We start from the raw sequence: 22,522 nt of genomic DNA on the forward strand, positions 1-22,522 counted from the left end.
CCGGTCGTCCGTCAGGGCTGCAGGGCGTCGTACTCCGCCTCCGCGGCGACGTCGTCCTCCACGTCCAGTCGCAGGTGCGCCAGCATCGTCTGCAAGGTGCGCAGGACGCTCGAGGCGCGCTCGCCCCAGTCGGACAGGTACGAGAACTGCCACCACCACAGGGCCTCGAGCACGCCACCGGACTCGTAGTGCCGCAGCCCCTGGGCCAGCGCCCCGGCGATCGCGACGAGATCCCCCGACACGCTCGCGGGCTGGACGTCGACGCCCAGGAGCGGGTCGACGACCTCGGCGTACTCGTCGATGCCCTCGAACACGTTCGCCAGGTTGGCCCGCAGCGGCTCCACGTCCGGGTCGGGGCCGACGTCCGGCTCGAACCGCTCGGACGGTACGACGTCGGTCGTCGCACCGAGCCGCGCGCCGGCCGCGAGCATGTCGCTCACCGCGAGCAGCAGCAGCGGCAACGACGCGTCGGGGTTCGCCCCCGACGCGACCTCGGTGACCGTCGTCAGATAGCTGCGCGCCTCGGACGCGACCGCGTCGGCGATGTCCCGCAGGTCCGCGTCTGCCGTGGTGCTCATCGGTCTCCCCTTACGCGCTGATCCGTCGGCGGCCCTCGAACGCCCGGCCGAGCGTGACCTCGTCGGCGTACTCCAGGTCACCGCCCACCGGCAGACCCGACGCCAGCCGGCTGACCGTCAGACCCATCGGGACCAGCAGCCGCGCCAGGTACGTGGCGGTCGCCTCGCCCTCCACGTTCGGGTCGGTGGCCAGGATGACCTCGGTGACCGTGCCGTCCGCGAGGCGTGTCATCAGCCCCGCGATGCGCAGGTCGTCCGGGCCGACGCCCGCGATCGGGTTGATGGCCCCGCCGAGCACGTGGTACTTGCCGCGGAACTCGCGGGTGCGCTCGATGGCGACGACGTCCTTCGACTCCTCGACCACGCAGATCGACGTCGGCGAGCGGCGCGGGTCCCGGCAGATCCGGCACTGCGGCTCCTGCGCGACGTTCCCGCAGACCTCGCAGAACCGGACCCGCAGCTTGACCTCGGTGAGCGCGTCGGACAGCCGGCGGACGTCCGCCGGATCCGCCGACAGGATGTGGAACGCGATGCGCTGGGCGCTCTTGGGACCGACCCCGGGCAGTCGCCCGAGCTCGTCGATCAGGTCCTGGACCGCGCCTTCGTACACACCGTCAGCCTACGGGGTGCACGGCTCGGCACCGCGTGCCGCCACCCCCGACCAGCGACCTGCGATCAGGACGTGCCGTCGTCCAGCTGCTCGTCGATGACCGTGCCGCCGAGCATCTGCGCGACCAGCGGCGCACCGATCAGGCTCGACGTCGTGATGTCCGGGTCGTCCGGCGACGGGTCGTCGGGGACGTTCGGGTTCGACCTCGACGCCGACTCCCGTGCGGCCGCCATCCCGCGCTCCCGGGCGGTGCCCGGCGCCGGTGGTGCGACGTCCTGCGGCGGCGCGTCCGGGGTGGCCGGCTCGCCGGGCTCGTCGTCGGGCGGCTCCGGCATCGGCGGCTCGTCGTCCCAGGACGCTGCCGCCTCCGCCGGGGTCACGGCCCGGGGGTTGCTGCGCTCGTCGGCGGCCGGTCGGGGCGCCGCGGCGGGAGCCGGGGTCGACGTCACCTGCTCGGCGAGGATGCCCTCGACGCGCACGTCGAACCCGAGCGTCTCCCGCACGGCCCGCGCGACGACGTCCGCGTGGGCGCCGTTGCGGAACGTCGTCGCGAGCGCAGGGTTGTCGAACGCGATCTTCAGCGTCGTCGCGTCGAGCTCCGCCACCTGGGCGTTGCGCGGGTCGATGAGCGCCCACGTGACGCGGCGCAGACCCTTGACCGTCTCGAGAACTTCCGGCCAGCGGCGGCGCAGCACCTCGGTGTCGGGCCCGGCGCCGGCCGCGCGGGCGGCGGGCGCGACGGGCGCGGGCGGGGCTGCAGGCGTCGGAGGGGCTACGACCGGTGCCGGCGCGGGTTCGGGCTCCGGCGAGGCCGCGATCTGCTCCGTCGGTGGAGCGGGGTCCCACGGCGGGCTGTCCTCGGTGTCGGCGACCGTCGGCGGGACGGGGACCGTCTTCTCGGGTGCGGCGGTGGCTGCTGGTGGCGTGACCGGCGAGGCGGGGGGTACCGGCTCGGGACGGGGGGCGGTCACCACCGATGGGGTCGCCGCCGGTGCTGGTGTGGTCTCCACGGGAACGCGGACCGGCGCGGAGCCGTCAGCGGGGAGCCCGCGCTCCAGCCGGTCCAGGCGGGCGCCGAAGCCGGAGCGGGTGTCCTCGACGGCGGGCAGCAGCAGCCGCGCCATGAGCAGCTCGAGGTGCAGGCGGGGGGAGGTCGCGCCGGTCATCTCGGTGAGGGCGGCGTTGCAGAGGTCGGCCGACCGGGAGAGCTCCGAGGCGCCGAGGTGGCGGGCCTGCAGGCGCATCCGGTCGAGCTGGTCGGTGGGGACGTCGCGCAGGGCGGCGTCGGCGGCGTCACCCGAGGCAGCGATGACGATGAGGTCGCGCAGGCGCTCCAGCAGGTCCTCGACGAACCGGCGCGGCTCGTGACCGGTGGAGATGACGCGTTCGACCACCCGGAACGCCGACGCACCGTCGCGAGCGGCGATGGCCTCGGTCAGGTCGTCGAGCAGCGAGGCCTGCGTGTACCCGAGCAGCGCAGCTGCGCCCTCATACCCGAGCTCGCCACCGCCGGAGCCCGCGATGAGCTGGTCCAGCACGGAGAGGGTGTCGCGCACCGACCCGCCGCCTGCGCGCACCACGAGCGGCAGGACGCCGGACGCGACCGGCACACCCTCGCTGTCGCAGAGCTGCTGCAGGTACGGCACCAGGACGTCCGGCGGGACCAGCCGGAACGGGTAGTGGTGGGTGCGCGAGCGGATGGTGCCGATGACCTTGTCCGGCTCCGTCGTCGCGAAGATGAACTTGATGTGCGGCGGGGGCTCCTCGACGATCTTGAGCAGCGCGTTGAAGCCCTGGTTCGAGACCATGTGCGCCTCGTCGAGGATGAACACCTTGTAGCGGTCCCGCGCGGGCGCGAACGTCGCGCGTTCCCGCAGCTCACGGGCGTCGTCGACGCCACCGTGGCTCGCCGCGTCGATCTCCACGACGTCCAGGCTGCCCGGTCCGCCGCGCGCCAGCTCCCGGCACGACTCGCACACGTCGCACGGGGTGTCGGTCGGGTTCTCCTCGGTGTTCTGCGCGCAGTTGAGGATGCGGGCCAGGATGCGCGCCGACGTCGTCTTGCCGCAGCCGCGCGGGCCGGAGAAGAGGTAGGCGTGGTTGACCTGGCCGCTGCGCAGCGCCTGCCGCAGGGGCGCGGTGACATGGTCCTGACCGATCACCTCGGCGAAGTTCTCGGGCCGGTAGCGGCGGTACAGGGCAGTCGTCACGCCACGGACTCTAGACGCCTGCGCCGACAGTCGTCGCCGCTCAGGTGGCGAGGGAAGCGATCGCGGTGAGCACCCCGTCCGGGTCGTAGCGACGCTTGGCGGCGAGCAACCGGTCGGCGTTCGCGCCGAAGCCGAGCCGCACCCGGTCCGCGTCGGCAGGCCCGAGGATGTTCGGGTAGCCCCCGGGCAGCGCGCCGGGTGCGAGCGCCGTCGCGACCCGCTCGACCCACGCGCGGTTCGCCGCGGCGTCCGCGGGAGGACGCCACGCGGCGATCACCTCCGCGAGCACGTGCTCCTGGCGCAGGGCGAACGCGGTCGCCTCCGGCGCGACCCAGGTCGCGGCGCCGTGGAAGTGGTGCAGGGCCAGCAGCGACGACGACGACGGCCAGGTCGAGGCCGCCTCGGCGAGCACGTCGATCGCTCCGTCGGTCAGGGTCGGGAGCCAGCGGGTGCCCAGCGCGTAGTGCTGGCCCGGCTGGGCGCCGGCCTCGAACATGCGGATGAGGTCGGGGTAGGGCATCGGGCCGACGCCCCCGCCGACCGGTGTGCCGAGCCGCAGCAGCGGTGCGATCGCGGCCTCGCCGGTCTCGAGGTCCCCGCACCATGTCGGCGCGATGTACGCCGCCGCCTGACCCGTCGGCCCGCCGACGAAGCCAGCCATCACCGTGAGCTCGTCGGGCGCCGAGGCGATCACGTCGCGGTACCCGCGCAGGACCTGGACGGCCTGGTCGAGCGGGTACAGGACCATGCCGCCGAGCACCGGCCCCAGCGCGCGCAGCCGGTAGCGCGCGGAGGTCACGATCCCGAAGTTGCCACCGCCGCCCCGCAGCGCCCAGTACAGCTCCGGGTCCCCGTCGGCCCCCGCGTGGACACGGGTCCCGTCGGGAAGCAGGACCTCGGCCGAGAGCAGGTTGTCCAGTGCGAGGCCGAACCGCCCGACGAGCCCGCCGTACCCACCGGCCAGCGTCATCCCGGCCATCCCCACCGTCCGCACCACCGCGGTCGCGGTGCCCAGACCGTGCGCCGCCGCAGGGTCCACGACGTCCGCGACGAGCGCACCACCCTGCGCCACCGCCACGCGCGCGCCCCGGTCGATGTCGACGCCGCGCATCGCGGACAGGTCGAGCACGACGCCGTCGCCCAGCGCCCGGCCGCCCCAGTCGTGCCCACCCCCGCGCACCGTGAGCGGCACGCCGCTCTCCCGCGCGACGAGCAGCGCCGTCCGCACGTCGTCCGTGTCGACGCACCGGACCACGACCACCGGACGCCGGTCGACCGCCCCGTTCCACACCCGCCGGGCGTCGTCGTACCCGTCGTCGCCCTGCTGCCACACGTGCCCGCGCACGTGCGCGCGCAATCGTGCGCACACCTCGGAGCTCGTCGTCTGCGTCATGTCGAGAGGCCCCCTGCCGTGCGACCAGACCGCGACCCCGTCCAGTGCAGCGCGGGGCCCACGCGTCGTCAAGGAGGCGACGAGCACCCTGCCCGGACGGGCACCCACCCACAGTCAGTCGGCGCGGACCACCGTGTCGGCCAGCACCGACCGCAGCAGCGGCCGCGAGGTCTCGGTCGCGGCGAACACCAGCGCGCAGCCGCCCGTCAGGAACGCGACGAGCATCAGCGGTCCCTGCGGCGAGGACACGGCCGCCAGGCCGAGCAGCGGGTAGAACATCACGAGAGCCGTCATGGCGGACCCCACCGCGACGAACAGCAGCGGCACGAGCACGGCGCGTCGGCGCACGGAGTCGTGCAGCTCGACGGGGGTGCCGGCCAGGTTCTGCAGCGCGATCTCCCGGCGCCGGTCCAGCACGTTCGCCGCCTGCGCGATCCCCGCGGACACGGCAGCCAGCAGGAACGCCACCACGAGCGTGACCATCGCGCCGGTCACCAGGTCGTCCATGAGGATCGCGCCCTGCGGGTCGTCGGACATGTCGACCGCGACGATCGACGGCAGGACCGCGAGCGCCCCGGCCACGAACCCGGCGAGCCCCAGCCCGCCGACCACGCGCCACGCAGCCTTGGGGTCGTCGAGGAGCCGACGCGCGGCGAGCAGCAGCCGGGCGGGGGTCGTCGCGCGGCGCAGCTGCACCTTGCCGACGATCCCCAGCACCCACGGCCCGACGGCGTTGAGGGTCGCGAAGCCGACGGCCATCGCGCCGATGAGCGCGGCGGCGGCTGTGGCGCCGAGCGACCCTGCGACGGCACTGATCACCATGAAGACGCCGATCCCGACGACGGCGACCACCACCCGCAGCCAGGTCATCTTCTTCGGCGTCTCCCGCCGGGCCACACCGAGCGGCGACACGCTCACGCGCCGCAGCGACACCGCACCGGACAGGGCGGCCAGGAGCGGGACCGCCACCAGTGCGATCGCGAGCCCCTCCCACCCGACCCACAGCTCGGCGACGCTGAACGTGGTGCCCTGGAACGGCAGCAGTGCGCAGACGGGCAGCAGAACCAGGTAGAGCACGATGCCGAGGACCGCCCCGACGAGTCCCTGCCAGGCGGTCTCGGTGACGGTCAGGCCGACCACCTCGCGCGGTGTCGCGCCGAGCAGACGGAGGGTGGCCAAGCGGGCGTCCCGACGGGCCACGCCCAGGCGAGCGGCGGCACCGGCCAGGGTGATGAGGGGAACGACGAGGAGGACCACGGCGATCCACGCGAGGATCACGTAGACGCCGGCGTCGTCGCCCTGCCCTTCGGGGACCGGCACCTGCGCGCGCGTGGTGAACCCCATCAGGCCGCCGACCACACTGAGCGTGAGACCGGTCGTCACGGCGAACGCGGTGATCGCCAGACCCGTCGTCACGCGCGCGTCCCGCCCGCCCGCCCGCTGGAACCGGGGTGCGAGCGCGAGGACGGCGTTCATCGGGTGGCCTCCGCGTGGCGCACCAGACCGTCGCGCACCTCGATACGACGGTCGCACCAGTCGGCGACCTGCGCGTCGTGGGTCACGACGACGAGCGATGCCCCGGCAGCCTTCGTCGTCTCGGTGAGGATCCGCATCACGTCGTGGCCGGTGGCCTGGTCGAGGGCCCCCGTCGGCTCGTCGGCGAAGACGACCGCGGGACCGGTGATGAGGGCCCGCGCCACGGCGACGCGCTGCGCCTGCCCGCCGGACAGCTCCCCGGGCCGTCGGCCCTCCATGCCTGCGAGCCCGAGCGACCCCAACCACCGTCCCGCCAGATCGGTGGCCTCCCTCCGCGGGGTGCCCAGGAGCATCGCCGGCAGCGCCACGTTCTCGATCGCGGGCAGCTCCGAGAGCAGCTGGCCGAACTGGAACACGAAGCCGTAGCGCCGCCTGCGCAGGAGCGAGCGCTCGCGGTCGGACAGACCGCCGACCTCCCGGCCGTCGAGCGCGACCGTGCCGGCGTCGGGCAGCAGGATGCCCGCGAGGCAGTGCAGCAGCGTGGACTTGCCGGAGCCCGACGGGCCCATGACGGCGAGCGACTCCCCGTCGGCGAGGTCGACGTCGACCCCGGCGAGCGCGGTCGTCGTGCCGAAGCGCTTGACCAGGCCGCGGGCGGACAGGCGTGGGGTGGCGGTGTTCATGGTGCCCAGGCTGCCCGGGGCGGCGGGCGTCCGGCATCGGCCCCCGGGCTCGGCCGGTCGGTCGCCGTGTGCCCCCTGAGGCGGACGCACCGCGGGACGTCTACGCCGGACGGGTGACGGGGTGGGCGAAGTCATCGTGCGAACCATCCCGAAGACCGCATCTCCGATGGATGAAGGTTCAACCAGATCGTACGGTCGTGACATGCCGATCGACGGAGCCCGGCGCAGCCACCCGACCGACCGGAAGCAGGCCCACCCATGAGCACGACCCTCGACCAGACCCTCGCCAGCGCGCTCGAGATCGACGGTGCGACCGCCGTCGCCCTCGTCGACTACGAGAGCGGCATGTCCCTCGGGCACCTGGGCACCGGGATCGACCTCGACGTCGCCGCGGCCGGCAACACCGAGGTCATCCGGGCCAAGCTCCGCACGATGGCCGCGCTCGGCCTCGACGACAGCATCGAGGACATCCTCATCACGCTCGGCCAGCAGTACCACCTGATCCGGCTGCTCCAGGGCGCGGACGGCAGCGGGCTGTTCCTCTATCTGGTGCTGGACAAGGGCCGCGCCAACCTCGCCCTCGCCCGCCGCCAGCTGTCGAACCTCGAGCGCACCCTCACGATCTGACCCGCGGACGCCCGCGCGGGTCGCGCGGGCACCACCGCGGCCCGTCTCGTCCCCGAGCTCCGAAGAGGTTCCCGTGATCGTCCGGCAGCATGCCCTGCAGATCGCCGCGAGCGTCCGACGGGACCTGGACGGCATCCGTCGCGTGAGCGTCGTGCGCACCGACGGCCGTCCGTTCTTCGACGACCCCGGCGACGACCCGGCCGGCGAGGGGCCCGACGCCGTGGCGGCCGCCGTCGCCGGGACGGTCTCCTACGCCCGCCGGACCGGCACCGCGCTGGCGACGGGGTCGATCGACGCGATCACGGTCCGCGGCCGGGAGGCGACCGTCGTCGCGCAACCCCTCGACGACCTGCACGTGCTGGTGGTGACCTGCGCCCCGGACGTCAACCTCGTCCTGCTCGGGCGTGTCCTCGCCCGGGTCACGGCGACGGTCGGCGCGTCGGCCTGATCAGACGAGCATCGCGACCCCGGCCAGGACGACCGCGCCCGCCCCGACGACCGAGGCGACCACCCGCGCGCGGGKGGGGAGCCGGTGCCCGACGACGCCGCTGGCGACCGCGAGCAGCAGCTGCCAGGCGAGCGACGCGACGCCCGCACCCACGACGAAGGCGGCGACCGACGCCGTCCCGCTGACCCCCAGCGCAAGCCCGACCGCCACCGTCGTGAACGTGACCGCGGTCGACGGGTTGATCACGGTGAGCCCGACGAAGCGCGCGTAGGCACCCACGGGTGACAGGCGATCACCCGCCGGGAGGTCCGACGGCGGGCGGTGGGCGGCTCGGGCCGAGGCGACGAGCCCCACGGCGCCGACCACGACCAGCACGGCCGCGCCGATGCCGCGCACGAGCGTGGCGTGCTCACCCAGCGCACGGCTGACGGGCGTGCCGACGGCGACCGCCACCACGGCGTACGCGAGGTCCACCGTGGCGACGCCGAACGCCGCGCCGACCGCCACCCGCAGACCGTCGACCACACCGGTCCGCAGCAGCAGGACGCCGACCGGACCGACCGGCACGGCCACCGCCAGGCCGGCCAGCACACCGAGCAGGAGAGGTGAGGACACCCGTCCAGCCTCGACGGTGGACGGGACCGGGTCACGCCGGTGCTGCGGATAGCACCGCGAGACTGCGATGATCACCGTGTGGACGCCATCGACGAGGCCATCCTCCGCGAGCTGACCGTAGATGCGCGGTTGCCCTACCGCGAGCTCGGTGCCCGCGTCGGGTTGAGCGCCAACGCCGCGGCCCAGCGCGTCCGCCGGCTCGTCGAGACCGGGACCATCCGGGGGTTCACCGTCGTCACGGCCGCGTCGGCACCGGGTGGGCTGCCGTCGGGCCTGGAGGTGTTCATCGAGGTGCGCCTCGCCGACGGCACCACCAACGAGATCTTCACGGCCGCGCTCAGCCGCGGGTTCGCGCAGGTGCTGGACGCCGTGCACGTCACCGGCTCCTACGACTACCTGCTGCACGCCGTGGTGGCGGACCCGGCGGCGCTCGACCTGCTCGTCCGGCGCCTGAAGCGCGAGGCCGGTGCCGGGCAGACGTTCACGCGCCTCGCGCTGCGGGCATAGAAAGGACCCCCCGCACACCCGCCAGAGCTCACCTGCCCTTGCTGCCTTCCGGCCCTGGGGGAGTTCAGCGAGATGACGCCGCACGAGGGGTCGGGGAAAAGCCTAACCCAGCCCCGCGGGTGCCCGGAACCGGCCCGGGTCTGCTGACGTTGGGCAGTCATGGCCCCCACCTCGAGGACCCCGATGACCACGCCGGCCGGCACCCCGCCCCGCCCACCACGCCACCAGGTCGACCCCCGGGCGGTCCGCTACTGGCTCACCTCCGGCCTGATCAGCCTCGTCACCGTGGTCGTCGTCGCGGTCGTGCCGGCGCTGCTCTGGGAGCCGGTCCGTCCGTGGTTCCTCGGCATCGGCGGGCTCGTCGCGCTCCTCGTGCTCCCGCAGGTCCTGGTCGCACCCTGGCTGCGGTACCGCACCCACCGCTGGGAGGCGACCGAGACCGCCGTGTACTCCCGGACCGGGTGGTGGGGCCGGGAGTGGCGGATCGCACCCCTGTCCCGCGTGCAGACCGTCGAGGCCAAGCGCAACGTGCTGCACCAGGCGTTCGGGCTGGCGGCGGTGTCGGTCACGACCGCGTCGGCACAGGGCGCGATCGTGATCCAGGGACTCGACGCGACCGTCGCCGACGACCTCGTCGCAGCCCTCACGACAGCGACCGAGAGCACCCGGGGCGACGCGACATGAGCACCCCGTCGGACCCCACGCGCGAGCCGACGACCGAGGTCCCGTGGGAGCGGCTCGACGTGCGGATCGTGCTCGCCGCGTTCCTCGGGGCGCTCGTCCGGCTCGTCCCCGCTGCGCTGGCCTGGTGGTTCTTCGACCAGGACGACACCGCCGCACGCGTCACCGTGGCCGTCCTCGCCGCGGTCGCGCTCGTCCACCCCGCCAACGAGGCGCTGAAGTACCTCAAGGTCCGGTACCGGATCACCCCCGGCGAGCTGCAGGTCCGCAAGGGGCTGCTCGTGCGCTCCGCGCACTCGGTCCCCCTGCACCGCATCCGAACCGTCGACATCACCTCGCCCCTCATCCACCGGCTGCTCGGTCTGGCCGTGCTGACCGTCGGGACGGGCAGCAACCTGATGTCCGACCCGACCTCGGGTGTGGCGCTCGCGGGCCTGCGCGCACCCGTCGCCGCTGCCCTGCGCTCCCGGCTGGCCAACGAGGCGGAGCTCGCGAGCCCTCCGGCGACCGTCGAGCAGCCCGTCCGGGACGACGGAACCGTCGTCGAGCTGCGCTGGGCCTGGATCGTCTACGCGATGTCGGGGGTGTGGCTCCTGGTGGGCGCACTGTCCGTCGGCGGGACCCTGTTCGGCATGGCGTCCGCGATCGGGCGCGGGGACTGGCTCACGAACGGGGTGGCGGCGGCCGCGACCGCGCTGGGCGTGTTCGCCGCCGTCGTCGGCCTGGTGGTGTTCCTGCTCGTCGGCACCGTCGCCGGGGCCGTGACGTTCGTGACCGGCTGGTGGGGCTACCGGCTCGTCCGCGAGCCCGGCGGCACGTTCGTGGCGTCCCGCGGGCTGCTGACGACACGCTCCTTCACCGCCGACCGGGCCCGGATGCGCGGGGTGACCCTGACCAGCTCACCGCTCGTGCGCCTCTTCGGTGGCGGGCTCGCCCGCCCGGTGATGACCGGCGTCAGCCTGCGGCAGACGATGAACGAGTCCGCCGCTCTGCTGCCGACCACCACGCACGACGAGGCGGTCCGCCTCGGCGACACGCTGCTGGGCAGCCGTCTGCTGCAGTCGCTCGACGACGGCACCGTCCGGCTGGTCACGCACCCGCCGGCTGCGCGTCGGCGCGCGGTGGCCCGCTGGCTGATCGCCGACGCCGTCGTCGCCGGCCTCGTCGCACTCGGGACCGCACTGTGGGGCTGGCCTGCGTGGCTGCTCGCGGTGCCCGTCGCGCTCCTGCCCCTGTGCGTGCTCGCCGGGCGAGCCGCCTACCGCGCCCTGGGCCACGCCCTCGTCGACGACCACCTCTACCTGCGGCGCGGGGTCGTGATCCGGCGCACGGACGTCCTCGAGGTCCGCGGCATCTCGGGGGCGAACGTCACCCAGAGTCCCGTGCAGCGCTGGCTCGGGCTCGCCCACCTCGTCGCGACGACGGCCGCCGGGGAGCAGGCGTACCGCGCCGTCGACGTGGCGGTCGGTGACGCCACCGTGCTCGCGGCCGCCCTGACCGCCGAGTCGAGCGTCGTGACGTTCACCGGGGCGTGACCTCCTCGACTCTCGCCGGGACCTCTTTGTCGGCAGACTGCCTCCATGGCGACTGACGGTGTTCCCGGTGAGAACCCCTCCGCGCCCGAGGGCGCGACCGACGCCCGGTACGACTACGACCTCGTGGTCGTCGGCACCGGCCCGGGCGGGCAGAAGGCCGCGATCGCCGCCGCGAAGCTGGGCCACAAGGTCGCCATCATCGAGCGTCGGCACATGATGGGCGGCGTCTCGACGAACACCGGCACCATCCCGAGCAAGACCCTGCGCGAGGCGGTCATGTACCTGACGGGCATGGCGCAGCGCGAGGTGTACGGCGCGAGCTACCGCGTGAAGTCCGACATCACGATGGAGGACCTGTTCGCGCGCACCCAGCACGTGATCGGCCGCGAGCACGAGGCCATCCGCGCCCAGCTGCTGCGCAACCACATCGACATCCTCAGCGGCACCGGCTCGTTCCTCGACGCGCACACGCTCGGCGTCCTCGACGACGACGGCATCCGACGCACCCAGGTCACGGCACGCTTCGTCGTCATCGCCACCGGGTCGAAGCCGCACCGGCCGACGACCGTCCAGTTCGACGAGCGCACGGTCCTCGACTCCGACGGCGTGCTCGCCCTCGAGCGCGTGCCGAACTCGATGGTGGTCGTCGGTGCCGGGATCATCGGCATCGAGTACGCGTCGATGTTCGCGGCGCTGGGCACCCGCGTCACCGTCATCGACAAGCGCCCCGCGATGCTCGAGATGTGCGACCCGGAGGTCGCCGAGTCGCTGAAGTTCCACCTGCGGGACCTGTCGGTGTCGTTCCGGTTCGGCGAGGAGGTGTCCGGCGTCGACAGCAACACCCACGGCACCGTGACCCGGCTGGCGTCCGGCAAGCGGATCGCCGCCGACGCCGTCATGTACTCCGCCGGCCGGCAGGGCCAGACGGATGCGCTGAACCTGGAGGCGGCGGGCCTGTCGGCCGACTCCCGCGGGCGGATCGCCGTCGACGACCAGTACCGCACCGAGGTCTCGAACATCTTCGCCGTCGGTGACGTCATCGGGTTCCCCGCGCTCGCGGCGACGAGCATGGACCAGGGTCGACTCGCGGCGTACCACGCGTTCGACGAGCCCGCCCGCGAGCTCCAGTCCGTGCAGCCCATCGGCATCTACACGATCCCGGAGATCTCCTACTGCGGCCGTACGGAGGAGGAGCTCACCACCGAGGCGGTCCCCTACGAGGTCGGGGTCGCGCGGTACCGCGAGCTCGCCCGCGGGCAGATCGTCGGCGACTCCTACGGGATGCTCAAGCTCCTGGTCCACACCGAGACGCGCGAGCTGCTCGGCGTCCACATCTTCGGGACGTCCGCCACCGACCTCGTGCACATCGGGCAGGCGATCATGGCGTGCGGCGGCACCGTCGACTACCTCGTCGACACGGTCCTGAACTACCCGACGCTGTCCGAGGCCTACAAGGTGGCCGCCCTGGATGCGACCAACAAGATCCGTCAGGTCGCGCGGTTCAGCCTGTGAGCGCCACCGAGCTCCGGCCGGTCGGCTGGGTGCGCAGCACGGTCACCGACCTGTCCGACGCCGTCCGGCAGGGCGACGAGGGCGCACCCGACGTCGTCGTCGAGCTCGACCCGTCGGTCGCCGCCGCAGCCGCCGACCTGCACCCCGGCGACGACCTCCTCCTGCTCACCTGGTTCCACCTCGCCGACCGTTCTCTCCTGGCGGTCCACCCCCGCGGCGACCTCACCCGGCCCGTGACCGGCATCTTCTCGACGCGCTCCCCCGACCGGCCCAACCCGATCGGCCTGCACCGGGTCCGGCTCCTGCGCGTCGACGGTCTGCGCCTGCACGTGTCCGGCTGCGAGGCGGTCGACGGGACACCGGTCGTCGACATCAAGCCTGTGCTCGGGGCCGTCGACGAACGGTGAGTCACATGGCGGCCATCGCGGCCATCGTGCCCACCGCCACGACCGACCCGCCGACCGCCGCAGGAGTGCGGTGGGCGTGACGCGAGCCCGCCGACGCCACGCGCACGTGCAGCACCACGGCAGCCGTCAACCACCCGGCCAGCACCGTCAGCACGAGCGTGCGGACGTCGGCGGCGTGCTCGCCGTGGTGTCCGGCCGGGAGCACGGCACCCCGACCGTGCACCGCCGGCATGACCAGGACCAGCACGACCATGAGTCCCAGCTCGACGACCTCCCGCGCCGACTCGAGAGCAGACGGTCCCGGGACGTCCCCCGCCACGCGCTCGCGCAGCGCAGCCGCCGCGGTCCACAGGAGCACGCACCCGAGGACGACCGCCCACATCGCGGGGCCGACCGGGTCCCGGGAGGGCACGACCATGGCCACCATTGCGCACCCCATGACGCCGTGCCCTACCCACTGCCGGACGGTCCGGCGGGAGCAGCCGACGACCCCCAGCGCGAACGCGACCCCGGTGGAGACGAGGAGCGCGACGGTGACGACTGACGTTGTGGGCATGACTGCATGACGCGCGCGACGACGGATCTCGACACTCCGGAACTCGTCGGCGGGAACCCGACCTGCCGGTCAGACCGCCGCGAGGCCACGCGCGACGGCGGCGACCATCGCGTCGGCGATCTCGGGCGACGCCGCCGCGAGGATCGAGTCGGACGCGAGCGACCAGGGCTCACCCCGCGCATCCATGACGACCCCGCCCGCCTCTCGGACCAGCACGACACCCGCCACGACGTCCCAGGCCGCGTTCCCGAACGCCAGCGACGCCGACGGTCGACACCCGCACGTCGCGCCCGGCCGCCCGACGCCACGTCCCGGCGCCGTACGCACCCCACACGACCTCTCCGGTGGTCACGTCGGCAGTGACGCCCACCACCGGCTCACCGCCCGAGAGGCGGGCCAGCGTGCACGCCACGAGCGGCAGACCGGCGACGAAGTTCGCTGTCCCGTCGATCGGGTCGACCACCCACCGGTCGTCCGCGTCCTCCTGCGGCGAGCCCTCCTCGCCCTGGACCGGGAGCGGTGACCCCTCTCGCAGCGTGCGCACGACGGCGTCCTCCGTCGCCAGGTCGACGGCCGTGACCAGATCGTTCGGGCCCTTGAGCCGCAGGACCGCCCGGTCGTCGGCCCCTCGGACGACGGCGAGCCCCGCATCGACAGCGCTGAGCGCCAGGTCCAGGTCGTGCTGCCGGTCGGAGGCGGGGAGAGACGTCATGGTGCGCATCCTCTCCCTCCCGAGCGACGCGGAGGCGAACGTCAGGTGCCGACAGCCGGTTCGGTCCCACGTCCTCGGTCGGGTATCCTCTGTCGGCCGGGAGGATTCGCCTAGTGGCCTATGGCGCACGCTTGGAAAGCGTGTTGGGTGAAAGCCCTCGGGGGTTCGAATCCCCCATCCTCCGCGCACCGAAGGGCCCGTCACCGCAGCGATGTGGGTGACGGGCCCTTCGTCGTGCGTCGGCACCGTTCGCACTCCAGCACCAGTCCCCGCGCATGAACTGACACACTTCCGCCGTGCCCGGAATCCGCCTCGACCTGGTCTCCTTCGCCGACATGAGCCTGGAACGCGCGCAAGCGGTTGGCCGTGCCTTCGATGCACACCCGGCTCTACGACCGGTCAAGGTCGGTGGCGATCCGGCACGGATCGCCGTCGGTTCGTCGCTCGAAGCTGTCATCACCGAGCGTGGCCTCCCGGTCGAGTGGTCGACCGTGCGGCGCAACAACGGCGATGACTTCGAAGGGGGCGAGATCGTGCTGCTCCCCGGCCGCGGAGGTTGGGTCGGATCTCGTGAGAACGGCGAGTGGGAGTACCTCCTCTCCGGTCATCACCTGAGGCAGCACTGGCTGCATGAGGCCGCGGCCGCAACAGCGACTGTGACCGAGGCGTCGGGGCTCTTCGAGGACCTCTCTCTCGCGATCGACGCGGCCTACGGCTACCTCGCCGCCGACTCTCCTGTCCCCCAGGCCGCCGGCGCGATCGAGGCCTGGCTCCCGGGCGTGTTCTGGCTCAACTACTTCGGACCGGCGTTCCTCGCGAGTCGCCCCGCGCTCGCAGGCATGAAGGGCGCTCGGGTTCTCTCCAACGGCGGCGTTCTCGTGCAGACCTCCGAGGTGCCATGGGTCACCGATCCCGAGTCGACCCTGCGACACGAGGCCGAGCTCCGCGACCTCTTCGGCGAGCAGGCGTTCACATACATGCGGCCCAACCCGGCGCTGCCGACGACTCAGGACCACCTCGCTGTGTCGGTCGGTACGGCCGAGATGCCGTGGGTCTCATGGCTGCACGAGAGGACGGTCGCCGACACGACGAAGAGGCACGCAGCGGCTCGCAAGCGCCTCGAGACTGCTCTCGGCCGCCGAGAGGTCGAGCCGCTTGCGCAGAGCGCCGCTGAATGGTCGACGTCGCTCGACCTGGGCGACTGGGAACCGTTCGCCAAGCACCTGGGCCGCGCCCTCCGCGGCGACCTCTCCGGTCCGATCGGGCGAGCCGTCGTCGCCGTCGTCGCAACAGCGCCGCCGGACGAGGAGGACGGAGTCCTTGTTGACACCACGATGGGCACCGTCCGGCTCGGCTGGTTCATCGACGATGTCGACACGGTCGACGTGTACGTGTTCGGCTCAGCTCAGGTTCACCTCGTGTGCGAGGCGTGGTTCGACAACGAGTCGTGATCTGGCGAGTCGCCTGCCAGCGCGTTGACGAGAACCGCTGCCGTGGCGGAACGTCGACGGAGAGCTGCTGCTGCGCCCGACGTGGCGCCCGCTCCGATCAGCCGCCCGACCGCGAGCCGCTCGGACACCCGACGTAGGCTCGTCGTCGTGGCCACCTTCTCCTCCGTGTCGAGACAGAACGTCCTGCAGGCGATCGCCGAGTACGACTCCCGCGGCAGCACCGGCTTCCTCGACGTCTACGGCTTCGAGCCGCTCCCCGGCTACGCGGTCGTCCACGAGGGCCACAGCTACGACCTGAGGGCGGTCGTCGGGGTCGCGCACCGGTTCGCGACCGGCCGGCTCGCGACCTCCGAGGAGTTCGGCAGCAGCACGGACGGCGCGGTCGCGATCCTGCGCAAGCGGGGTTTCGACGTGACCGAGCCGGCGGTCGCCGTCCGGCCGGCGCCGGTGCGTGCCGCGCGAGCGCCGCGGGCACCGCGCACACCGGTCGCGCGGGCGACCGCGGTGCGGGAGGCACCGTCGGCGACCTGCCCCACGTGCTTCATGACGCTCCCGGCGACGGGCATCTGCGACGAGTGCGGCTGAACCTCAGCGCTCCAGCCACGCCAGCGCACCGCGCGCCGCGACGACCCCGGTGCTGAACGACGCCTGCAGCAGGTAGCCGCCCGTCGGTGCCTCCCAGTCGAGCATCTCCCCCGCGACGAAGGTGCCGGGCATCCTGCGGAGCATCAGCGCGTCGTCGACCTCCGACCACGCGATGCCGCCGGCCGTGGAGATCGCCTTCTCGATCGGCATCGTCGCGGACACCGTGACCGGGACCGCCTTGACCAGGGTGGCCATCACCGCAGGGTCGGTCGGCAGGACTCCCGACGCCGACTCCCGGAGCAGCGCGATCCCGACCCGGTCCAGCGCGAGGGTCCGACGCAACCAGTTCGACGCGGAGTCCTTCGGGCGGCGGCGCAGCAGGCGCTCGGTGAGCTGCTCGACCGTCAGCGCGGGCCGCAGGTCGACCTCCAGGACGCACTCCCCGGCGTCGAGGGCGTCGCGGATGGTGGACCCGATCGCGTAGACCGGCCCACCCTCGATCCCCGACCTCGTGACCATCGCGTCACCGCGCCCCCCAGGACCGGGGCGGCCCCGGACCGACAGCGCGACGTGCTTGAGCGGCGACCCCTCGAAACCGTCGGCGAATCTGTCGGTCCAGTCGACGCGCAGCCCGACGTTCGCCGGTCGCAGCGCCGCCACGGCGATGCCTCGGTCGGCGAACGGTTCGACCCAGCCACCGTCCGAGCCGAGCCGCGGCCACGACGCACCGCCGAGCGCGAACACGGTCACGTCGCCGGAGACATCGGTCTGCCGGCCGTCGACATCGGCGAACGAGAGCCCCCCGTCGGCCCATCCCGTCCAGCGGGACCGCCGCTCGATGCGCACCCCGAGGTCCGCCAGCCGCGAAAACCACGCCCGGACCAGCGGCGTCGCGCGGAACGACCGCGGGAACACGCGCCCGCTCGACCCGACGAACGTCGCCTCCCCCAGGCCGGCGCACCAGTCGCGCAGGTCCTGCGGGCCGAACACCTCCAGCATCGGCGCGAGCCGCTCGGCGGAGCTCCCGTACCGGGCCAGGAACGCGTCCCGGTCCTCGCTGTGCGTGAGGTTCAGCCCCCCGTGACCGGCCAGCAGGAACTTGCGGGCCGGCGACGGCATCCGGTCGTGGACCGTCACCGCGACCCCCGCACGGGCCAGGACCTCGGCCGCCATCAGCCCGGCTGGTCCACCCCCGACCACCGTCGCGGTCGTCATCGGCGGGTCCGCACGACGGTCGACGGGTGGCCGCACCGATGGGTCGACCGGTTGCGCCGCATGGCGGGCAGTCAAGCACGGGGCGACGGCCGGCTGCGCTGGAGGGCGGGGACCGCCGGCCTCAGGGGCCGGTCGGTCGGCTGATCGCGACGATGTGCCTGCGCTCGAACTGCACCGGGTCGCCCGCGTGCAGCCCGCGCAGCTCGACCGGGTCGGACGCCAGCGTCCCCTCCAGCGACTCCTCGCCGACGGTCGTCACCCGGACCCACAGCCGCTCGGCGAGCCCGGTCTGCGGCTCGACGAGCAGCTTGACCCGGTCGCCCACCCGCACGGCCGCGGTCGCCTCGCCGCTCGGGACCCGGAAGGTGTCCGGCGCTGCCGTGTGCCGCGCGACGGCGTCGGCCAGCGTCCACCCGGTCCGCCGCCGGAACAGGCTCACAACGCGTCCGCGTCCGCGCGGACCGACTCGTCGCCCGCAGCCGTCGGTGCGTCCATGGCCCTCACCCTGTCACGGCCTGGCAGCAGGACCGGGCGCCGTGTGGTCGGGGACCGCGGCGCGAGCCCAGGAGCACGACGCCCGACACCCTCCTCTGAGACGCTGGGGCGATGGCGAGCCACGGCGAGATGTTCCGGTACCTGCCGTTCCCGTTCGAGGGTGACCGGTTCCCCGACGCCCTGGGCGCCGTCGTGCAGCGCACCGTGCTCGACGGCACCTCGCCCGCCCGCGAGGTGCTCCACGACCACGACGGCACCTGGGCGATCGGCGACGGCGTCTCGGACCCCAACCCGCCGGGGGCCTCCGTCGCCACCCACATCTGGCACGCCATCGAGTGGAACAGCTCCATCGCGGAACTGGCACGGATGCCACCCGGGACCCTCGCCCGTCGTGCTGGACCCGGCGACCCGTGGCAGATCACGGACGTGGCCGTCGACGACGACTGACCGGCCCGTCACGTCGCGCGCATCGCCAGCACGGTCTCGATCGTGTCCGCCTCGGCCGCGGTCTTGTCGTCGCGGTAGCGCAGCACGCGCGCGAAGCGCAGGGCGACGCCGCCGGGGTAGCGGGTGGACCGCTGCAGCCCGTCGAACGCGATCTCGACCACCTGCTCGGGCCGCACCGTCACCACCCAGCCGTCGTCGCCCGTCGAGAGCTCGGTGAACCGCTCCGTCTGCCAGGCCAGCATCGCGTCGGTCATGCCCTTGAACGTCTTGCCGAGCATCACGAACCCGTCGCCGTCGCGCGCCCCGAGGTGGATGTTCGACAGCGTCCCCTGCCGCCGCCCGGATCCGCGCTCGACGGCCAGCACCACCAGGTCGAGGGTGTTGCGCGGCTTGACCTTGATCCACGCGGCTCCGCGGCGCCCGGCCTCGTAGGGGGCGTCGGCCGCCTTGATGACGACGCCCTCCTGCCCGGCGCGCACCACGTCGGCGAAGTAGGCGCGCGCCTCGTCCACGTCCGCCGTGACCAGGCGGTGCACCACCGACGGACCTGCCACGGCGTCGAGCGCGTCCAGACGGCGCAGCAGCGGCGCGTCGAGCAGGTCCGTGCCGTCGACGTGCAGGGCGTCGAAGAAGAACGGGGTCAGGGTGGTCACCGCGGCGACCTCGGCGTCCTTCGTCGCGGAGCGCGCCGCCGTCTCCTGGAACGGTCGTGGGCGTCCGTCGGGGCCGACCGCGAGCGCCTCGCCATCGAGCACGAGGTCCGACGCGGGCATCGCCCGGACCGCCGCGACGATCTCCGGCACCCGGGTGGTGATGTCGTCGAGGCTCCGCGTGAAGACGCGCACGTCGTCGCCCTGGCGGTGCACCTGGATCCGGATGCCGTCGAGCTTCGAGTCGACGACCACCGGTCCCGGCCCGAGGCTCGCCCACGCACCGTCGACGTCCGGCGCCGACTGCGCCAGCATCGGCCGCACGGGCCGCCCGACGGCGAGCTGGAACGCCGCGAGCGCGGCCTCCGGGTCGGGTGACGTGAGCGCGGCGACCGCGACCGGCTCGGTGTCGCCGGCGAGCATCGCGGCGCGCCGCACGACCTCCGGCGGGACGGCCGCAGCCTCCGCGACGGCGTCCAGGAGCAGCGCGTCGAGGGACCCCTGCCGGAGCTCTCCGCTGACCAGCCCGCCGAGCAGGCGCTGCTCGTCGGCGGTCGCCGCCCCGAACAGCTCCGCCGCGAGCGCGTTCCTGGTGAGCACCGATCCGGGGCCCTCCAGCTGCGACATCTCCTCGAAGACGGCATCGACCCCCACCACGGTCAGGGTCGGGTCGGTCGCGGGTTCCGGCAGCGACTTCAGCGAGCGCCAGCCCAGCCCGGTCCGCCGCTGACGCAGCTGGCCCCCGAGGTACCGCGACACGATCCCGACGTCCTCCGGCGGCGTCCGGCGCAGCAGGTCGACCAGCAGCGCGCGCTTCGCCAGCCGCGACCGCGTCGTGGTGAGGGCGGACGACGTCGTCGCCAGGTCGACCAGCAGCATCCCTGCATCCTGCCGCCCGCCACCGACATCCCGCGCGCCGGGCGCCCCGTCGGGGCTACGAGCCGATCCCGCCGTCCACGTACAGCCAGCAACCGTCCTCGCGCACGAACCGGCTCGTCTCGTGCAGCCGGCCGCGCTGGCCGATCGCCGTCCCGTCGTCGAGCCGGTAGTGGGCGACGAACTCGACCGTGCCGGCGTCGTCCCACGGGCCGCCGGCATCCGTGCGGAGCACGTCCAGCCGGTGCCAGAGCATGGCCTCGTCCAGCTCGAGCACGTCCGGTCGGGTGCTCGGGTGCCAGGTGACGAGCAGGTAGTGGGTGGCCCGTGTCGCGAAGCCGCTGTACCGCGAGCGCATCAGCGCCTCGGCCGTCGGCGCCCGTCGGCCGTCGGCGAGGTAGCGCCCGCAGCACTCCACGTACGTCTCCCCCGACCCGCACGGACAGCGGCCCTCGTGCTCGCTCATGGATCCTCCCGGCCCGTCGTCCCGGCGAAACCTAGCAACGTTCCGGGGGGCTCGCAGAGGGGACCCAGCTCCTCCGCGGCGGGGAGTGTGAGCAGACCAGTTCACGTCGCACGTTCCGGTCAGAGCCATAGTGCCGTACGGTTGTCCCTGTAGTCGCAGTGAATCGCTTGTCATGACGGCCGAGGAAACTTGGCAGGACGTTCTCGAGGACCACCTCGGAGACGGACGACGAACACCGTGAATACCGGTCCCGGTCACCCGGGAGTTGTCCATACCGCACGTGAGAGAAGAGAACATCATGCCTGTTGGCACCGTGAAGTGGTTCAACGCCGAGAAGGGCTTCGGCTTCATCGCCCCCGAGGACGGCGGCCCCGACGTGTTCGCGCACTACAGCGCCATCACGACGAGCGGCTACCGCACGCTCGAGGAGAACCAGAAGGTCCAGTTCGAGGTCACGCAGGGCCCGAAGGGCCCGCAGGCGTCGAACATCACGCCCCTCTGAGCCTCATAGCTCCAGAGCACGAGACCCCGGCCGACTACCGGCCGGGGTCTCGTCGCATCCTCGACCAGGCGCCTTCGCTCCCGCTCATCCCGACTGCACTCGCGCCGCACCTCGCACGACCGACAGGACGGACGCCATGAGCTCCCCGACGCTTACCGCCACACCCACTCGACCCCGCGACCGCGCCGTCAGCGACTTCACCGAGCTGACCCGCACCATCCAGGCCGCCGGTCTCATGAAGCGCCGCCCCGCGCACTACGCCGTGCGGCTCTCCGCCGCCGTGGTCGCCGTCTTCGGCCTGATCGCCACGATCATCCTCGTGGGTGACTCCTGGTGGCAGATCGCCGTCGCGTTCGTCGCCGCCGTGATCCTCACGCAGGTCGCGTTCCTGGGCCACGACGCCGCGCACCGCCAGATCTTCGCCGACGGGCGCGCCAACAACTGGACGTCACTCGTGCTCGCGGACCTGTTCGTCGGCCTGAGCCACGGCTGGTGGCAGCGCAAGCACACGCGCCACCACGCCAACCCGAACAAGATCGACACCGACCCCGACATCGAGATCGAGGCGCTGGCGTTCACGCCCGCCCAGGCCGCGAAGCGGACGTCGAAGCTGTCGGTCTGGTACCTGAACCACCAGGGCTGGTTCTTCTTCCCGCTGCTCCTGCTCGAAGGCCTGGCGCTGCACGTCGCCGCCATCAAGCGGCTGTCGTCACGCGAGAAGCTCGAGCACCGCGCCGCCGAGATCGTCATGATGACCGTCCGGCTCGTCGGCGGGACCGCCCTCGTCTTCCTCACGATGTCCTGGCCGATCGCGCTGGTCTTCCTGGCCGTGCAGATGGGTGTCTTCGGGTTCTACATGGGCGCCTCGTTCGCCCCGAACCACAAGGGCATGCCCCTGATCCCCAAGGACTCGCGTCTCGACTTCCTGCGCCGCCAGGTGCTCACCAGCCGGAACATCGGCGGCGGCAAGTGGGTCGACGTGCTCATGGGCGGGCTCAACCACCAGGTCGAGCACCACCTGTTCCCGTCGATGCCCCGCCCGTCCCTGCGCCGCGCGAAGCCGATCGTCGAGGCGTACTGCCGGGAGCACAACATCCCCTACGTCCAGGTCTCGCTGCCGCGCTCGTACGCGATCATCGTGAAGTACCTGAACACCGTCGGGAAGCCCGACCGCGACCCGTTCAACTGCCCGATGACGGCGCTCTACCGCGTCTGACGTTCGTCACCGAAGCCCCCGTCGTCCTCATGGACGGCGGGGGCTTCGTCGTTCACGCGCGCGAGCGTG

26 protein-coding genes, 1 tRNA gene and 1 other RNA gene are annotated in these 22,522 nt (G+C 73.1%); 13 read left to right on the forward strand and 15 right to left on the reverse strand.

Annotation, left to right across the window (positions count from 1 at the left end; all coding sequences use genetic code 11):
- Positions 1-11 precede the first annotated feature (11 nt).
- The 6 genes from ASF78_RS19770 to ASF78_RS19795 form a co-directional block, all read right to left on the reverse strand.
- A complete protein-coding gene (locus ASF78_RS19770) occupies positions 12-578 on the reverse strand; it encodes a DUF5063 domain-containing protein (protein WP_056593607.1) in 567 nt (188 codons plus the stop codon).
- A 10-nt stretch (positions 579-588) separates the two neighbouring features.
- The gene (gene recR, locus ASF78_RS19775; RefSeq protein ID WP_056593610.1) at positions 589-1,188 is read right to left on the reverse strand and encodes a recombination mediator RecR; all 600 of its coding nucleotides are present in this window, start codon (positions 1,186-1,188) and stop codon (positions 589-591) included.
- 65 nt (positions 1,189-1,253) lie between these two features.
- A complete protein-coding gene (locus ASF78_RS19780; RefSeq protein ID WP_056593613.1) occupies positions 1,254-3,398 on the reverse strand; it encodes a DNA polymerase III subunit gamma and tau in 2,145 nt (714 codons plus the stop codon).
- A gap of 40 nt (positions 3,399-3,438) precedes the next feature.
- The gene (locus ASF78_RS19785) at positions 3,439-4,791 is read right to left on the reverse strand and encodes an FAD-binding oxidoreductase (RefSeq protein ID WP_056593616.1); all 1,353 of its coding nucleotides are present in this window, start codon (positions 4,789-4,791) and stop codon (positions 3,439-3,441) included.
- A 114-nt stretch (positions 4,792-4,905) separates the two neighbouring features.
- A complete protein-coding gene (locus ASF78_RS19790) occupies positions 4,906-6,267 on the reverse strand; it encodes an ABC transporter permease (protein ID WP_056593619.1) in 1,362 nt (453 codons plus the stop codon).
- Positions 6,264-6,950, reverse strand: a complete 687-nt coding sequence (locus ASF78_RS19795; protein ID WP_056593621.1) for an ABC transporter ATP-binding protein — start codon at positions 6,948-6,950, stop codon at positions 6,264-6,266. Before ASF78_RS19795 ends, ASF78_RS19790 begins: the two co-directional genes overlap by 4 nt.
- Positions 6,951-7,208: 258 nt before the next feature.
- Between ASF78_RS19795 and ASF78_RS19800 the strand changes: the two genes are divergently transcribed.
- Positions 7,209-7,577 (forward strand): hypothetical protein, encoded by a 369-nt coding sequence (locus ASF78_RS19800; protein WP_056593624.1) that lies wholly within the window; start codon positions 7,209-7,211, stop codon positions 7,575-7,577.
- A 73-nt stretch (positions 7,578-7,650) separates the two neighbouring features.
- Complete coding sequence (locus ASF78_RS19805; protein ID WP_056593627.1) at positions 7,651-8,025, forward strand: roadblock/LC7 domain-containing protein; 375 nt, start codon at positions 7,651-7,653, stop codon at positions 8,023-8,025.
- Here ASF78_RS19805 and ASF78_RS19810 read toward each other — a convergent pair whose 3' ends face one another.
- A complete protein-coding gene (locus ASF78_RS19810) occupies positions 8,026-8,640 on the reverse strand; it encodes a LysE family transporter (protein ID WP_162243378.1) in 615 nt (204 codons plus the stop codon). It lies immediately after the preceding gene.
- Positions 8,641-8,718: 78 nt separating this feature from the next.
- Between ASF78_RS19810 and ASF78_RS19815 the strand changes: the two genes are divergently transcribed.
- A complete protein-coding gene (locus tag ASF78_RS19815) occupies positions 8,719-9,147 on the forward strand; it encodes an Lrp/AsnC family transcriptional regulator (RefSeq protein WP_056593632.1) in 429 nt (142 codons plus the stop codon).
- Here ASF78_RS19815 and ffs read toward each other — a convergent pair.
- An RNA gene (ffs, locus tag ASF78_RS22125) (signal recognition particle sRNA small type) lies at positions 9,146-9,242 on the reverse strand. The genes ASF78_RS19815 and ffs overlap by 2 nt on opposite strands.
- Positions 9,243-9,330: 88 nt before the next feature.
- Between ffs and ASF78_RS19820 the strand changes: the two genes are divergently transcribed.
- The 4 genes from ASF78_RS19820 to tsaA are packed head-to-tail and all read left to right on the forward strand — an operon-like array spanning position 9,331 to position 13,282.
- Positions 9,331-9,831 (forward strand): PH domain-containing protein, encoded by a 501-nt coding sequence (locus ASF78_RS19820; RefSeq protein ID WP_056593635.1) that lies wholly within the window; start codon positions 9,331-9,333, stop codon positions 9,829-9,831.
- Positions 9,828-11,363: a PH domain-containing protein gene (locus ASF78_RS19825; protein WP_056593638.1), complete on the forward strand. Its 1,536-nt coding sequence runs from the start codon at positions 9,828-9,830 to the stop codon at positions 11,361-11,363. The genes ASF78_RS19820 and ASF78_RS19825 overlap by 4 nt, the downstream gene beginning before the upstream one ends.
- A gap of 45 nt (positions 11,364-11,408) precedes the next feature.
- Positions 11,409-12,875, forward strand: coding sequence for a Si-specific NAD(P)(+) transhydrogenase (sthA, locus tag ASF78_RS19830; protein ID WP_082495217.1), 1,467 nt, complete (start codon positions 11,409-11,411; stop codon positions 12,873-12,875).
- Entirely contained in the window at positions 12,872-13,282 is a 411-nt protein-coding gene (gene tsaA / locus ASF78_RS19835; RefSeq protein ID WP_056593641.1) for a tRNA (N6-threonylcarbamoyladenosine(37)-N6)-methyltransferase TrmO, read from the forward strand. Before sthA ends, tsaA begins: the two co-directional genes overlap by 4 nt.
- Position 13,283: 1 nt before the next feature.
- On the opposite strand, the gene ASF78_RS19840 is transcribed toward tsaA, so the two are convergent.
- The 3 genes from ASF78_RS19840 to ASF78_RS19845 all read right to left on the reverse strand — a co-directional run bounded on the left by ASF78_RS19840 (position 13,284) and on the right by ASF78_RS19845 (position 14,550).
- Complete coding sequence (locus ASF78_RS19840) at positions 13,284-13,838, reverse strand: DUF5134 domain-containing protein (protein WP_056593644.1); 555 nt, start codon at positions 13,836-13,838, stop codon at positions 13,284-13,286.
- A gap of 69 nt (positions 13,839-13,907) precedes the next feature.
- Positions 13,908-14,066, reverse strand: coding sequence for an inositol monophosphatase family protein (locus tag ASF78_RS22635; RefSeq protein ID WP_369816349.1), 159 nt, complete (start codon positions 14,064-14,066; stop codon positions 13,908-13,910).
- Positions 14,008-14,550, reverse strand: a complete 543-nt coding sequence (locus ASF78_RS19845; RefSeq protein ID WP_162243380.1) for an inositol monophosphatase family protein — start codon at positions 14,548-14,550, stop codon at positions 14,008-14,010. The genes ASF78_RS22635 and ASF78_RS19845 overlap by 59 nt, the downstream gene beginning before the upstream one ends.
- 99 nt (positions 14,551-14,649) lie before the next feature.
- Between ASF78_RS19845 and ASF78_RS19850 the strand changes: the two genes are divergently transcribed.
- The 3 genes from ASF78_RS19850 to ASF78_RS19860 all read left to right on the forward strand — a co-directional run bounded on the left by ASF78_RS19850 (position 14,650) and on the right by ASF78_RS19860 (position 16,586).
- Positions 14,650-14,734, forward strand: a tRNA-Ser gene (locus ASF78_RS19850).
- A gap of 112 nt (positions 14,735-14,846) precedes the next feature.
- Positions 14,847-16,001, forward strand: coding sequence for a hypothetical protein (locus ASF78_RS19855; protein ID WP_056593649.1), 1,155 nt, complete (start codon positions 14,847-14,849; stop codon positions 15,999-16,001).
- A gap of 165 nt (positions 16,002-16,166) precedes the next feature.
- Positions 16,167-16,586 (forward strand): hypothetical protein, encoded by a 420-nt coding sequence (locus ASF78_RS19860; protein ID WP_235518714.1) that lies wholly within the window; start codon positions 16,167-16,169, stop codon positions 16,584-16,586.
- A 3-nt stretch (positions 16,587-16,589) separates the two neighbouring features.
- Here ASF78_RS19860 and ASF78_RS19865 read toward each other — a convergent pair whose 3' ends face one another.
- Entirely contained in the window at positions 16,590-17,801 is a 1,212-nt protein-coding gene (locus ASF78_RS19865; RefSeq protein WP_056594091.1) for a TIGR03862 family flavoprotein, read from the reverse strand.
- 121 nt (positions 17,802-17,922) lie between these two features.
- On the reverse strand, positions 17,923-18,240 hold the full coding sequence (locus ASF78_RS19870; RefSeq protein WP_056593652.1) for a DUF2314 domain-containing protein: 318 nt from the start codon (positions 18,238-18,240) through the stop codon (positions 17,923-17,925).
- A 167-nt stretch (positions 18,241-18,407) separates the two neighbouring features.
- On the opposite strand from ASF78_RS19870, the gene ASF78_RS19875 reads away from it, so the two are divergent.
- The gene (locus ASF78_RS19875) at positions 18,408-18,743 is read left to right on the forward strand and encodes a hypothetical protein (RefSeq protein ID WP_056593655.1); all 336 of its coding nucleotides are present in this window, start codon (positions 18,408-18,410) and stop codon (positions 18,741-18,743) included.
- An 8-nt stretch (positions 18,744-18,751) separates the two neighbouring features.
- On the opposite strand, the gene ASF78_RS19880 is transcribed toward ASF78_RS19875, so the two are convergent.
- Entirely contained in the window at positions 18,752-20,272 is a 1,521-nt protein-coding gene (locus ASF78_RS19880) for an ATP-dependent DNA ligase (RefSeq protein WP_056593658.1), read from the reverse strand.
- Positions 20,273-20,327: 55 nt separating this feature from the next.
- On the reverse strand, positions 20,328-20,735 hold the full coding sequence (locus ASF78_RS19885; RefSeq protein ID WP_056593659.1) for a YchJ family protein: 408 nt from the start codon (positions 20,733-20,735) through the stop codon (positions 20,328-20,330).
- Between the two features lie 298 nt (positions 20,736-21,033).
- Here ASF78_RS19885 and ASF78_RS19890 point away from each other — a divergent pair, with 298 nt between their 5' ends.
- Together ASF78_RS19890 and ASF78_RS19895 are read left to right on the forward strand one after the other, a co-directional pair.
- The gene (locus ASF78_RS19890) at positions 21,034-21,237 is read left to right on the forward strand and encodes a cold-shock protein (RefSeq protein WP_028049733.1); all 204 of its coding nucleotides are present in this window, start codon (positions 21,034-21,036) and stop codon (positions 21,235-21,237) included.
- A 136-nt stretch (positions 21,238-21,373) separates the two neighbouring features.
- Positions 21,374-22,453: an acyl-CoA desaturase gene (locus ASF78_RS19895; RefSeq protein ID WP_056593662.1), complete on the forward strand. Its 1,080-nt coding sequence runs from the start codon at positions 21,374-21,376 to the stop codon at positions 22,451-22,453.
- The last annotated feature ends 69 nt before the right edge of the window (positions 22,454-22,522 follow it).

Origin of the sequence: Cellulomonas sp. Leaf334 (assembly GCF_001424195.1) — a bacterium.
Taxonomy (GTDB): domain Bacteria; phylum Actinomycetota; class Actinomycetes; order Actinomycetales; family Cellulomonadaceae; genus Cellulomonas.